The sequence below is a fragment of the Pseudanabaena sp. CCNP1317 genome (genome assembly GCF_034931345.1).
GTDB lineage: Bacteria > Cyanobacteriota > Cyanobacteriia > Pseudanabaenales > Pseudanabaenaceae > Pseudanabaena > Pseudanabaena galeata.
On record NZ_JAYGIF010000067.1, the window covers coordinates 1 to 11,396 of the forward strand.

General features: G+C 40.3%; 16 protein-coding genes. 6 read left to right on the top strand and 10 right to left on the bottom strand.

The features are described from left to right. From VB775_RS14560 to VB775_RS14570, 3 genes are all read right to left on the bottom strand, one after another. Window positions 1–382, bottom strand: a 382-nt coding sequence (locus VB775_RS14560) for a toprim domain-containing protein (protein ID WP_323216833.1), incomplete at its 3' end; no start/stop codon positions are given. Window positions 383–419: 37 nt separating this feature from the next. Beyond that, window positions 420–1,121: a hypothetical protein gene (locus VB775_RS14565; protein ID WP_281009946.1), complete on the bottom strand. Its 702-nt coding sequence runs from the start codon at window positions 1,119–1,121 to the stop codon at window positions 420–422. A 9-nt stretch (window positions 1,122–1,130) separates the two neighbouring features. Beyond that, on the bottom strand, window positions 1,131–1,445 hold the full coding sequence (locus tag VB775_RS14570) for a hypothetical protein (protein ID WP_281009945.1): 315 nt from the start codon (window positions 1,443–1,445) through the stop codon (window positions 1,131–1,133). A gap of 149 nt (window positions 1,446–1,594) precedes the next feature. On the opposite strand from VB775_RS14570, the gene VB775_RS14575 reads away from it, so the two are divergent. Both VB775_RS14575 and VB775_RS14580 read left to right on the top strand, forming a co-directional pair. Then, complete coding sequence (locus VB775_RS14575; protein WP_281009944.1) at window positions 1,595–1,846, top strand: hypothetical protein; 252 nt, start codon at window positions 1,595–1,597, stop codon at window positions 1,844–1,846. After that, window positions 1,839–2,204 carry a type II toxin-antitoxin system RelE family toxin gene (locus VB775_RS14580; protein ID WP_281009943.1) on the top strand — a complete coding sequence of 122 codons (366 nt, stop codon included), beginning with the start codon at window positions 1,839–1,841 and terminating at the stop codon, window positions 2,202–2,204. The genes VB775_RS14575 and VB775_RS14580 overlap by 8 nt, the downstream gene beginning before the upstream one ends. A 148-nt stretch (window positions 2,205–2,352) precedes the next feature. On the opposite strand, the gene VB775_RS14585 is transcribed toward VB775_RS14580, so the two are convergent. The 3 genes from VB775_RS14585 to VB775_RS14595 form a co-directional block, all read right to left on the bottom strand. Next, the gene (locus VB775_RS14585) at window positions 2,353–3,768 is read right to left on the bottom strand and encodes a tripartite tricarboxylate transporter permease (protein WP_281009941.1); all 1,416 of its coding nucleotides are present in this window, start codon (window positions 3,766–3,768) and stop codon (window positions 2,353–2,355) included. A 383-nt stretch (window positions 3,769–4,151) separates the two neighbouring features. Next, on the bottom strand, window positions 4,152–4,847 hold the full coding sequence (locus VB775_RS14590) for a hypothetical protein (RefSeq protein ID WP_281009940.1): 696 nt from the start codon (window positions 4,845–4,847) through the stop codon (window positions 4,152–4,154). A gap of 270 nt (window positions 4,848–5,117) precedes the next feature. Beyond that, the gene (locus tag VB775_RS14595; protein WP_323216834.1) at window positions 5,118–5,468 is read right to left on the bottom strand and encodes a hypothetical protein; all 351 of its coding nucleotides are present in this window, start codon (window positions 5,466–5,468) and stop codon (window positions 5,118–5,120) included. Between the two features lie 279 nt (window positions 5,469–5,747). On the opposite strand from VB775_RS14595, the gene VB775_RS14600 reads away from it, so the two are divergent. From VB775_RS14600 to VB775_RS14615, 4 genes are all read left to right on the top strand, one after another. After that, the gene (locus VB775_RS14600) at window positions 5,748–6,578 is read left to right on the top strand and encodes a hypothetical protein (RefSeq protein WP_281009938.1); all 831 of its coding nucleotides are present in this window, start codon (window positions 5,748–5,750) and stop codon (window positions 6,576–6,578) included. A 204-nt stretch (window positions 6,579–6,782) separates the two neighbouring features. Continuing rightward, window positions 6,783–7,649, top strand: a complete 867-nt coding sequence (locus VB775_RS14605) for a formylglycine-generating enzyme family protein (RefSeq protein WP_281009937.1) — start codon at window positions 6,783–6,785, stop codon at window positions 7,647–7,649. Window positions 7,650–7,853: 204 nt separating this feature from the next. Then, on the top strand, window positions 7,854–8,078 hold the full coding sequence (locus tag VB775_RS14610) for a DUF433 domain-containing protein (RefSeq protein ID WP_281009936.1): 225 nt from the start codon (window positions 7,854–7,856) through the stop codon (window positions 8,076–8,078). Beyond that, complete coding sequence (locus VB775_RS14615) at window positions 8,075–8,449, top strand: DUF5615 family PIN-like protein (RefSeq protein ID WP_281009935.1); 375 nt, start codon at window positions 8,075–8,077, stop codon at window positions 8,447–8,449. Before VB775_RS14610 ends, VB775_RS14615 begins: the two co-directional genes overlap by 4 nt. Before the next feature lie 93 nt (window positions 8,450–8,542). On the opposite strand, the gene VB775_RS14620 is transcribed toward VB775_RS14615, so the two are convergent. From VB775_RS14620 to VB775_RS14635, 4 genes are all read right to left on the bottom strand, one after another. After that, window positions 8,543–10,036 (bottom strand): hypothetical protein, encoded by a 1,494-nt coding sequence (locus VB775_RS14620; protein WP_281009933.1) that lies wholly within the window; start codon window positions 10,034–10,036, stop codon window positions 8,543–8,545. Further along, window positions 10,023–10,343: a hypothetical protein gene (locus tag VB775_RS14625; RefSeq protein ID WP_281009932.1), complete on the bottom strand. Its 321-nt coding sequence runs from the start codon at window positions 10,341–10,343 to the stop codon at window positions 10,023–10,025. The genes VB775_RS14620 and VB775_RS14625 overlap by 14 nt, the downstream gene beginning before the upstream one ends. A gap of 4 nt (window positions 10,344–10,347) precedes the next feature. Continuing rightward, window positions 10,348–10,929 carry a hypothetical protein gene (locus VB775_RS14630; RefSeq protein ID WP_281009931.1) on the bottom strand — a complete coding sequence of 194 codons (582 nt, stop codon included), beginning with the start codon at window positions 10,927–10,929 and terminating at the stop codon, window positions 10,348–10,350. Window positions 10,930–11,104: 175 nt separating this feature from the next. Next, a complete protein-coding gene (locus VB775_RS14635) occupies window positions 11,105–11,353 on the bottom strand; it encodes a helix-turn-helix domain-containing protein (RefSeq protein WP_055076498.1) in 249 nt (82 codons plus the stop codon). Window positions 11,354–11,396 lie beyond the last annotated feature (43 nt).

The following is an 11,396-nucleotide window of genomic DNA, read 5'->3' on the forward strand; positions in this document are numbered from 1 at the left end:
TAGCGATCGCGGCTCTAACCGCCGTAGGTGTAATCTGGTTATAGACAGCGCGTTTGGGATTACGCAGATGCAGTTGCTGCTGTAAATGCCAAGCAATTCCCTCACCCTCGCGATCGCCATCGGTAGCCAGCACCACTTCTGAAGCATTCTTCACCGCAGCGCGGAGTTTGGCGACTACCTGTTGCCCCTTACCTTCGGTCAATTGGTAGCGACATTCAATTTTGTTGGTATCTTTGTGCATGGTAAAGCCCAAGCTATCTTCACCATCTTTGGCAAGTTCCGTAAAGTGACCAAAGGAAGCTTCCACTTGCCATTCACTACCAAGGATTGCTTGGATAGTTTTGCATTTGGATGGAGATTCAACGAGTAACAGCTTTTTCATGTTTTTGTACCTGTGTAAACTTTATCGCTAAATGGAACTATTTCTGATTTTCAAGAGGTTTGGTTTGCTGTGCATTCAACATGGAGACAGCCTTACTGATATTGGCTGCATCTCTGTCAGTGACATTGGATTCAATGATTTTGCCTTGTGACTCCACAAGGATGGGATTAACAGGACGATCTTTTGCCTTTAAAGTCATCGTATCCGATGCTTTTTCGAGACTGAACTTGTAATTCCCCTTACCATCAGGACGCTCGAAAATGAGATTATTGCCATCTTCTTTACCCTGAACTTGCAGCAGTTCTCGACAATCACGCGCCAGCTTGAGGTCACGCTCATCATTAGTTGCCTTATCAGTGGAAGTCTGTGAAGTTTCTTGTTCAGCACCATCGCGTTTATTTTCGGTTTTGTCTTTACCCAGTTTAGCCAAACCATCAAACATCGACAGAGCGATCGCTTGAATCTGGGCTGCATAATTAATCTGATTCTGCTCTTGAATAGCAACACTCACCAGTTGAGCTTCATTACTATCTGAATTGGGATTACTGCTCGGTGCGTAAGCCAGATCCCATTCTTCATCGAATATATCGTCTTTATCTTCCATAATAAAATCTGTCAAATTAATTGGATAATTCTCTCGTTCAGCGATCGCTAAAATGTTGACTATATGAATATCGACAAGCTGATTAAAAGCCGTCACAAACTGGGCGATATTAACATCAGGATTAGCGGTAATCATCGTATTTTCCTAGCGCTCTAGCTGGGGTTTAATAGGCTCTACTTTCAAGCGTGGCAACTTATCCGCAACCGAGGCGGGTTGACCCATGCGCTGAAAAATCTGCTTGAAACTAGCCAAATCCTCTGGAGTCATTGACTGAGAAGTGATTTGTCCTTTGTCAGTCCGCAGAATGTTTTCCCCCCTATCGTTAGCGATCGCGATATCGCCGTCTTCATTCTTTTGCAAGGTATAGTTCTCACCCTTAAAAGTCTCTCTTCCCGTCTGACTGAGAAAATTATCGACAACGATAACCGCTCTAGAGCCAGCAGGAGCCAAATCTCCCATCTTCGCGATCGCAGTGGGATAACCCTGCTTTTGAGTTAGGTCAGCCAGATCGATATTGGTGGAGTAACAATTTCATCAGGTTAATCGTTTGATTTTTCATGATTAGGCTATAGTATATTTTTATTGCTCATTACAGTGAGGTCATCTAGATGAGAGCAGTGGAAGCTACGGGGACAATTGATCGCGAAGGGCATTTGTTGCTGGATCAGCCTTTTGGTGAGGACATATCTAGTCGTGTCCGTGTGATTGTGTTGTTTTCTGAACCAGTTCAAGAGTTGGAAGCTGATCCTGATGATACGCCTATTGAGGAGGTGAAGGCGAGTTTGAAACGAGCTTTTCAGCAAGCTAAGGCAGGGCAAACTAGACCAATTTCTGAATTGTGGGACAGAATTGATGCTTAGTGAAAACATCCCAATTTCTATCAGGTTTGCTGATGAGTTTGAAGAGAATTTATATCGTCTATCCAAAAGATTTCGTAATATTCGTAAAGATGTTGTGGGTGTGATTGAGCAAATTCAGGCTGGTAATGTTGTGGGCGATCGCATTGCTGGTCTGGGTGAAAATTATATTGTGATTAAGGTCAGGGTAAAGAATAGCAATATCCAAAAGGGGAAAAGCGCGGGTTATCGTTTGGTTTATCAGGTGGAGTCTCCGACTAATGTACTGCTGTTGACTATCTATTCAAAGAGCGATCGCGATGACATTAGCGCTGCTGAGATTTTGAATATTTTGTCTTCTATTTCTGTGGATGATGAGTAAAATAGGCTTTTTCACAAGGACAATTAAGATCGCTGTGGCGGCAAGTCCTGTAATGATGTTCAAACTTAGCCTTGCCATGCCCAATGACCAGAATCCTGTCATCCATGCATAGAGTAGCTTTGCTGAAGGCTAGAATTTCTAGTTAAAACTATTTTTTCTTTTGTATAAATGATGTACTTACATATATTATCAATGATGTAAAAAAGCAGATACCTAAACTAATTGCTATACTTTGTAAGTTAGTAGGAATTGAGGGAGATAGTTGACTTTCTAGATGAAAAAAACTTACAAAACCTTCTTGAAATCCGCTAAAAAATAGCATTACTGGAATTAAGAAAAATCCCATCATTTGAGAGCGCCTAACATTTACTATTGGAGGTAATAAACCCAGACTTGTAGCAGCAACTAAAACCATTACACCCCAGAATCCAGTAGTTAAAGATACAAGTAAAGTAATAAATGTAATAACGGCTAAGGTCAATGCACGATAATTCAAGTTATTAATAATTTTTAGAAATATTTGCCAAGAATTTAAAAGAAGCTGTCTACTAGCAAATCCAGCTAAACCCATTGCTAAAACAATCGTAAGAGTTTCCCAAGGATTTATTTTTTCTATTAATGCCCCAATAGCTACAGAAGCGCCAGAACGAGACTTTTGAATAAAGTAAATTGCTGTAATTCCAAAAAGAGCATCGGCTGTTTGGATCGCCGAAGTTGTCGTGATGTAGAATTTATCGTTGCTATCTTCATTTTGATCTCCCGTTAGTTTAAGAGCAAGTGTAGAAGCGTTAGCAGATCCTAAACCTGGTAGAAGACCAACAGCCATCCCAGAAATAGTACCTAACAAACTTGCAGCATTAACATCCCTGTTGCTTATACACAAGGATATATCTTGTTTCTGAATGGGTAACTTCCCCTTTTCATCTGCTAGGGAAATGAGCAAACCGCTAATGCCAAAAAGACCAGATAATGCAGGAAAGAGCGAGTTAAATGCCGCAGATGAACCATTAGGGATTAAGGGTGTACCTAATACAACAATCCCAAAAAAGCCACTCAATAGAAATATAGTAGTTGCCCATGCTGTTCTACTTTCATCTTTGATTAAAAATACTGAGATAGCTAGTAAAACCCAAAAAAGAAATGGCTTGAGTAATTCGTCAATGGTAGATAGTAGATTAAGATTTAGTACCGCAAGAATTATAAAAATAATAGCGATAATTAATGAAAATAATAAACCTTTCCAAGATCCTTCTATGGAGAGCCTTAAAGCTTTACCACCTTCTCCTTGTTTAATCATTCTCTGTCCAGGCAATAAAGTATAAACTTCATCAGTTGGGACACCTAAAAAGAGACTTGGAATATAATCAAAAAAAGCATGAGTAATGCTGACGGAAACAATAAATACAGCAATTGGTAGACGTAATTCGCTGCTTTGTGGGCTAGATGCGTAAATAGCCACCATCAAAGAGGCGATAACATTAACGTGAATACCAGGCGTTAATCCACTAAGAATACCTACACAAAAACCAGATACAATACTTATAAATAACAAAACTACTATCATTTATTTATAACCTCTCACAATGTCTACCTCTTCCATCCGTTGTCTCGGAACATATCATCATTTCTGAATAATTGGGTGTGATTGCTGTAATATAAATGCAATATATAAAGAATACACACACTAATATAACTATTAAGCGAACTATCACAGTAAACACATTTTTGTAATAGATTTCCCCCAATTTTGTCTTTGATTCGTTCCCTTTCCTTTCAAGATAGGCTTTAACATTCCCCATGAAACGAATAAAGCTCACCAAAAAATAGAGAAGAAAATATAATAACAACAAAAATATTATAAAATTCATTGATTTGTTTATGGTTACAAATTGAAATATTACTTTTTAGTGCCGAAAATCTTGAATACAATAGTCTTGGTACTATAAATTATTTTTGTTCAATATTTTTACCATTTAGAGACAATTTATTCTGAAATTCAGATACTTTGGCTAGAACTCTAACTGTATTTTTGCTGCTAAGAATCTGGTATGTATTATCATCCCAATCACCCTCAAAAAATATGCCGTCTACATTTAGTCCTTTCGCATCGCCAATTTCAAATCTTAGCATTTTCTTTCCTTTTTTGGATATAAATTGTTTAACAGATATTACATTGACATTTTCTATCCAAACAGTCTGATCCATGTAGCTACTCAGTTGATCAATAGTTACGGATGGAAATGTATTAGACGATTCCTTGAGACTAATTGACAGAGACGAAAGTGGCGAAATTTGAGGTTTATTCTGATATTTTCCTAGTAAACCTGTAATAACAATATAATCTCCTATTCTTGGAGTAAATGGAAGCTTGCCAAGTGAAGGAAAAAATGTAGTTCCAAACTCTCCTTGTTGACCTTTTATAGTCAAAAACCTTATTCCTTGACGACTATTACCACTATGAGTTACCAATCCTTCAGCAATTACTAGATTCCCATTTTCACTTAGCTCAACTTGACCACCTTGATAGGGCTTTGCATCAACAATAGATGGCGAGTAGAATTTCCCCCCAACCCAAATAGCAATTGTAATTACGAAAAAAAGCAACAATGACCATATAGGTCGTGAAATAAATTGTTTAAACATTTTTTGATTCTATTTCTCAATATATACCAATACTTCGGACAATTTTTTAACGAGGCTATCAGGTTTGTAGATTGATACTTTGATTTAGTTGGCTGTTGTCTTAAAAGCTAATGACAATTTAAAGAAAGGATAAAATATTAGCTCTGCATGGAATTATACGATAAATTCTTGAAATTCTTCAAAGTATTGCAAGAATATCAACTAGAAAATACATATTTCATCCTTATCTTGTTTGCGAAAAAGTTGACCTTTAAGGATGTCGTAGAATCCTCATAAATTCTTTATTTTTTCATTAATGCACAAGTTCAGAGCTGAGTAAAATTCATCTCTTAACAAAATAAATTTATTTACTCGATAGGCTGTTTTAAGGGGGGAGCCAAATCCAGAAAGTTCACAAATGTATTCTACTTGGGTCTTTTCCGCATTTGAACTGTGAGGAAATGTTGCGAAATAGAGCTTTGCTTTGCCATCGATAAATTCAAGACGATGAAACTTAAAGTTAAAATCTCCTGCACACCAAGTATCTCCACACACAGTGTCAATCTCTCGAAGTACTTCATTACTTGATACACTTTCCTCAAGAAATATATTGATTATACCAATTACTACAGAAACACTCAAAGTTAGACTGAGAAATATAATTAGAACAGATTTTTTCATGAAATATTTTTTGCCTTTAATTATCAATACTTCAGACAGTTTTTTAACGAGGCTATAAGGCTTGTAGGAAAGCACTTTGATTTAATTGACTGTTGGGGATCTAAAATCATTTACATTTTGACAAGAGGTGTTCGCACTTCATCGGAGAAAGTCGTCGCAGTAACTTGACAGTTGTTCAAAAGTACAATTATCGTGAAAAAATATCTTGTGAAAGCCTACATCCAAATAAAATTGATATTTATGACAAAACTTAAACTTGCTGATATCACACAAAATTTCACTGAGGAAGATGCTTGTAAACAAATTGTAAGCTACGTAACTCTTAATAGCAGCATTAATCATCAAGTTATTAACATAGATAAAGTAATAGAAGATTATCTTGAAAAACACAAACCTAAGGATTGGGATACTCAATTGGGTTATTTTGTCTGCACAAATTATGATACTGAAACTGACGCAGAAGCTTTCTATGATGCGGCTTGGCATTTTTGTTCAAGAGGTATTCTTCGACCTGCACCTCTTGACAAGGCAGAAGATCTTCAATTTCCCAAGAACTTTTATGCAAAATTTTTACTTACAAGCTTCGGAAAAGAATGGATCTCAAAGTATGACATAAATGAATGTATACCATCAGAACATGGAAGGTTCTCTAAACTTTTAAGTAATCGAGATCGTGTATTTGGTCAGGGTTATCAATCGCGTAGCCAAGAAGCACTGAGTTGCTATCGTTCACAAAACTATTTTGCTTGTTGCGTGATGTGTGGAGCAACATACGAATCAGTCTTACTAGCTCTTGCGATCAAGAAAAGTGGAAATGAGCAAGATATTCTTAACAAATACAACTCAAGTCGAGGTCGAAATCTCATTGAAAATTTCCTCATTGGTCAGCTTAATCAATTTATTCAAGCTGATTTTCGTAAGTATAGTGAATTATTAAAGTATTGGCGAGATGATGCTGCTCATGGAGCAAGTGTAAATATCGGAGAAGAAGAAGCTTTTACTTCGCTGATCCTTTTGCTTAGATTTATTCAATATGCTGACAAGCATTTTTCCGTTTTGACTGGTTCTTAAACAATCTAGAAATAAAATTCTAAAATCAAGAAGTGGGAATCATTATTTATCTTCTTAGGCGATCGCCTAAAAATCACGACTCACAGTAATAGCGATCGCCTTTAGAAGATAGATTATTGGTGCGATCGCCTCTTCAATCTCATCTTCACAAAACGCGATCGCCTGATATAATCACAATTAACTTTTGATATAGGAGTTGGTGGCATGAGTGGTTTGACTAGACGCAAGTTTATGATTGGTCTGGTAGTGACGACTCCTTTAGCGATCGTGGCTTGTGAAAATCTGAAACCGAAGGCTTTTACGGAAGCTCTGAATCTGCCCAATGGAGCCGTACCGTTAGAAATGGCGCTAATCCCCAAAGGGAAGTTTACGATGGGATCGCCAAGTAGTGAGGAAGAGAGAGAGGATCGTGAATTGCAGCATGAGGTGAACTTTCCGCAGGACTTCTATATGAGTCGCTATGCAGTGACACAGGCGCAATGGCTGGCGGTGATGGGTAAGTTTACCCATGAGTTTGACGAGAGTGCTGATACGAAGTTTAAAAGCGATAATCGTCCGATGATTTATGTGAGGTGGCATGAAGCGAGGGAGTTTTGTAAGAGATTAACAGCCACTCTACCTGCTAATCGTGGAACCTATCGCTTGCCGACAGAGGCGGAATGGGAATATGCCTGTCGTGCTGGCACAACCACGCCATTTCATTTTGGTGAGACGATTACGCCTAGTTTAGTCAACTATAACCACTATCACCAACAAACCTTTGATGTGAATAGTTTTTCGCCTAATGCATGGGGATTACATCAGATGCATGGGAATGTGTGGGAATGGTGTTTGGATCAATATTTTGATAGTTACAGCGAAAAATCTAGTAGCTTAAAAAATAATGGCAGTGAACCCTATGGCGGCATGAATGTAAATGATATCGATAATCGTTATCTTTCTCGTCTACTGCGCGGTGGTTCTTGGAATAGCGTTGCTAGGCGTTGTCGTGCTGCCTATCGCGACGGGGACATCGCGCAGAAGCAGGTCAACTACATTGGTTTTCGCCTGCTTCTCGCTTCTTCTTTGTGAGGACTTTGTTAGCCCTTTACTCTTTTCCCTAAGCGGATTGCTCTTGCGAAACAATGCTTTGCTTGGTTACGCGCTGCATATTCGCTTTGACAATCGTTTCATTTGCCCTTGTAAACTGGCAAAAAACTTCAGTGTTTGATATCGCATCACGAGCGATCATCTAATATAGAATAACTTGATTGTTGAGAAACAAAAGTGAACACTATGGGATTAGATCGAATTGTCATTAAACCAGATGTCTGCCTCGGACAGCCCACCGTCAGAGGGTTGAGGATTACCGTAGCCTTTGTCCTCAAACTCTTAGCCAGCAACCTATCCGTCCCAGAAATCCTAGAAGCCTATCCTGAACTAGAAATTGAAGACATCAGACAAGTCCTCAACTATGCAGCTTGGGCAGTCTCAGATCAAACTCACGGTGTTCTCGCGTGAAAAATATCCGTTTACTTGCAGATGTTCATATCTCACCCAAAACCGTTGGAGACTTGCAAAAACAAGGCTATGAGATCGTTCGTAGTTCGGAATTTTTACCTGCCAACGCACCAGACATCAATATTTTAGAATTTGCCAGAACCGAAAACTGGGTTGTACTGACTCAAGATCTAGACTTCTCAATGCTAGTAGCACTTAGCAGATACAGTCAGCCCAGCTTAATCACCTTGCGCCTTTCATCAGCAAAACCCGACATCGTGACCAAAAAACTGTTAGATGTATTGCCTCAAATAGAAGAAGCCTTACAAGAAGGTTCTGCAATTACAATCCAAGATGACAGTATTCGCATTCGCAAACTACCAGTGAGATAACTTTCCATTTCCCCTTTTCAATCTCTTCAGGTGCAGTAATGCTCTGAGGCACTAAAATCACTTTGCTCCCACCTGAAAATACTTCTGTCGGTGTTAATTCCGCGATGGACGAAAAATACCAATATTCCGATGCTTTCGCACATCCAGATACAGAGGCATACCGCCTTCTTCGGTAATCAATTCAAACCCAGTCTCATCGACCGATCTGGGCATAACACAACCCGTAAAAGCGACCGCTTCATCGGATAGGTAAACGTGACGGCGGGGAAAGGGTTGAGCTAGCAAATTACCAACCGTAATTGGCAAGGTTTGCTTCCACATCAACCATGCATATTCAGTTTCCCGCTCAACCCATGCAGGACGTTGGAAACAACTGCAAAAATAACGACAAGCATCATCAAGGGTATTGGGACTAGGACGGCGGATTAAAATCGCTACCGCCACGTTGATTGGAATTGCGCCTTCGTAGAGTGCTTCTTGTGCCTTGACCGCTCTTTGTTGTTTCAATGAAGCATTGACATTGATGTTATTCAAAGAAGCGGATTGCTCTTGCGAAACTATGCTCTGCTTCGTCACCCGTTGCATATTCGCTTTGACAATGGTTTCATTTGCCCTTGTGAACTGACAAAACACTTCCGTGTTTGCCACAGAGTCGCGGGCGATCGCCTCCCAGAGATAACGCATCTGCTTACCCTTCGATACCCAGCCCCCTGGTTTATCCATGAAGGTGAGTACACCGATATATTCGCCTTTCAGATGCACAAACCCATTATCAGCAAAGGGAATTGAATCAGGTCGCTCTAGCAATAATGTTTTCAGATGCACTTGGGTATTGATGCGCTCCTCCACACCACGCTCGGACATCACCAACAATTGGGGAATCGCAGGTGGGTGGCTGCTATTAAATTGCCGCCAGAGATGTTCCCATAGTTCATGCTCGGTCAGTGGGCGCAGGTCTAAACCCATACGATTTACCAGAATCTGTTCCCAGTTCAAGAAACCATCAGTAAATGCCTTGGCAAAAGCAATTTCATGTCGCTCCTGCTCGATTTGCTTTTCCTGACCCATCAATTGCTGTGATAGCCTCTGTATCCAAGCCAGTGCTTTTTCCAGCACATCATTACCCCCAGCCGTCGAGCCACGCAGGGTATAGGTGGCATAGAGTCTCAGGAATTTAGGTTTGCGTAGTCCTGACTTCGCTAATTCCTGTACTCTCTGCTTTTCACCCATCACTAGAAACTTGAGTTGCGGAGTATCCGCTTGTTCGTAGAGTTCTTGGAGCTGCTGTTGGCGATCGCTGTCAGAACTAACTGAACCAAAATGCACCGTCAGCTTTTCGCCATCGGGAATATCCTTTAAGCCTGACTGAATCGCCTCAAATAGTGATTCTTCTTGATCTGCTGAGAGGGTAGTATGGATACCTTTGGACTCCCAGCCAAATACAAACTGCAACGATTCTAGAGATGATTGACCTTGCTTAAGCACAAAGCAACTTACGGTGCGACCGCGTAGCTCAAACTTGAGTAGACATTCTACGGCTAGCTCTTTCTCAAAGTGCTTATATCGTTTTTGATTAACGCTCTGCATACTTCCTAACCTCCTGCTTACGCATCCCTCTGTACTGATAAACTCCTCTTGTCCATCGCGGCACAGGGATAAATTTTGATAAAAATCGATAGGGCTTTGAACCTGTCAAGATCCACCATGTTGCATCACCCCATGCCACGATTAGCAATACCCATAACCAAGGCAGATTCAGGACTACATAGCAAATCATAAACAGAGTAAAGCTGATGGTTGACCAAGGAATGATTAACTCAGTGGGAAACGGTCCAATCTTGGGACTTGCTCCCAGAATGGCATTGACCTTACGAAATTTGTACTCTTCGGTCATAGTGTTAGGCTGCACCTGTGATAATGCCTGCCAAAATATCGCCCATTGTTACGGTAACAACCAAAATTAGAGGTGTTCTCGCCATTTGTTGCCAGTCATCATCGTTTCTGGCTGATTGAATCACCTTTACAAGTCCAATTCCCAGATAGATTACAAACAAGGCTCGCAACACATTGAAAATCAGGGCAACAAGTCCTGTATCAATCCCAGGAATTGCACCTGTCATCCATGTCTGAGTCCTATTGAAAAACTGGGCTTGAGCTGGCTCCACTGTAAAAATCAACAGTAAACCAATCAGGAAGCCAAGAGCGATGCCCAGTAATAAAACGGGACTGTACTTAGAATGCCGAATCATTTGCTCGAATTTGCCATAGAGCATCAGCAATACCTTTGGGAAGGCTATCAGCAAACCAATCAAGGCTAGTAGCGCCGTGAGATACATCCCTTTAGAGCAAGCAAAGGTGATGACGATTCCCACAATTGAAGCCGTCAATGTGGCTATCTGAAGATTTTGGATTTGGCTAAGGAAGTTACTGCGGTGGGGACTATAGGGAACTCTCAGAGAATTAATTGGATAGGTTTTCATAGTTGCTATCTAGAAAAATGTGAGACATGGGAAATAGATGCACAAAAGCCATAGGCAACAAAGCGATCTGATTACCTTTGCACCTCTACTTTTGAAAAGCATTCTGATTGATAGTTCTTTTCTCGTCAATAACCGAACAGCATACGCCCTGTCGTTTTAGGCTGTATTTGAAACATCACGATCGCCGCCGCCGATCTGCTAAGGCATCGTTTAAGCCACCTTGCAGATATTGCTTCCGCAACCTCCAGAGGCGGGTTCTTTTAACCCGCAGCACTCGCATTACTTCGGAGATGTCCACACCGTCATGCAGAGCAAGTAATACCTGTGCACGATTGATGGTTGACGCATGACCATTACCTTTTAAGCATAGAGCCACGCATTGGCGATAATCGGTGTTGGTGAGGGTGATTTTTAGTCTTTCCATGTTTCAAATAACGTTTTGTAAAGTTTGGCGTAGGGCTACTTTT

What these genes read in the sequence shown, in the direction of transcription:
- VB775_RS14570 (WP_281009945.1), bottom strand. Translation starts at nt 1,445, where the DNA reads ATGGGAGATTTGGCTCCTGCTGGCTCTAGAGCGGTTATCGTTGTCGAT.
- VB775_RS14600 (WP_281009938.1), top strand. Translation starts at nt 5,748, where the DNA reads ATGACAAAACTTAAACTTGCTGATATCACACAAAATTTCACTGAGGAA.
- VB775_RS14585 (WP_281009941.1), bottom strand. Translation starts at nt 3,768, where the DNA reads ATGATAGTAGTTTTGTTATTTATAAGTATTGTATCTGGTTTTTGTGTA.
- VB775_RS14575 (WP_281009944.1), top strand. Translation starts at nt 1,595, where the DNA reads ATGAGAGCAGTGGAAGCTACGGGGACAATTGATCGCGAAGGGCATTTG.
- VB775_RS14625 (WP_281009932.1), bottom strand. Translation starts at nt 10,343, where the DNA reads ATGACCGAAGAGTACAAATTTCGTAAGGTCAATGCCATTCTGGGAGCA.
- VB775_RS14605 (WP_281009937.1), top strand. Translation starts at nt 6,783, where the DNA reads ATGAGTGGTTTGACTAGACGCAAGTTTATGATTGGTCTGGTAGTGACG.
- VB775_RS14590 (WP_281009940.1), bottom strand. Translation starts at nt 4,847, where the DNA reads ATGTTTAAACAATTTATTTCACGACCTATATGGTCATTGTTGCTTTTT.
- VB775_RS14565 (WP_281009946.1), bottom strand. Translation starts at nt 1,121, where the DNA reads ATGATTACCGCTAATCCTGATGTTAATATCGCCCAGTTTGTGACGGCT.
- VB775_RS14580 (WP_281009943.1), top strand. Translation starts at nt 1,839, where the DNA reads ATGCTTAGTGAAAACATCCCAATTTCTATCAGGTTTGCTGATGAGTTT.
- VB775_RS14635 (WP_055076498.1), bottom strand. Translation starts at nt 11,353, where the DNA reads ATGGAAAGACTAAAAATCACCCTCACCAACACCGATTATCGCCAATGC.
- VB775_RS14630 (WP_281009931.1), bottom strand. Translation starts at nt 10,929, where the DNA reads ATGAAAACCTATCCAATTAATTCTCTGAGAGTTCCCTATAGTCCCCAC.
- VB775_RS14620 (WP_281009933.1), bottom strand. Translation starts at nt 10,036, where the DNA reads ATGCAGAGCGTTAATCAAAAACGATATAAGCACTTTGAGAAAGAGCTA.
- VB775_RS14610 (WP_281009936.1), top strand. Translation starts at nt 7,854, where the DNA reads ATGGGATTAGATCGAATTGTCATTAAACCAGATGTCTGCCTCGGACAG.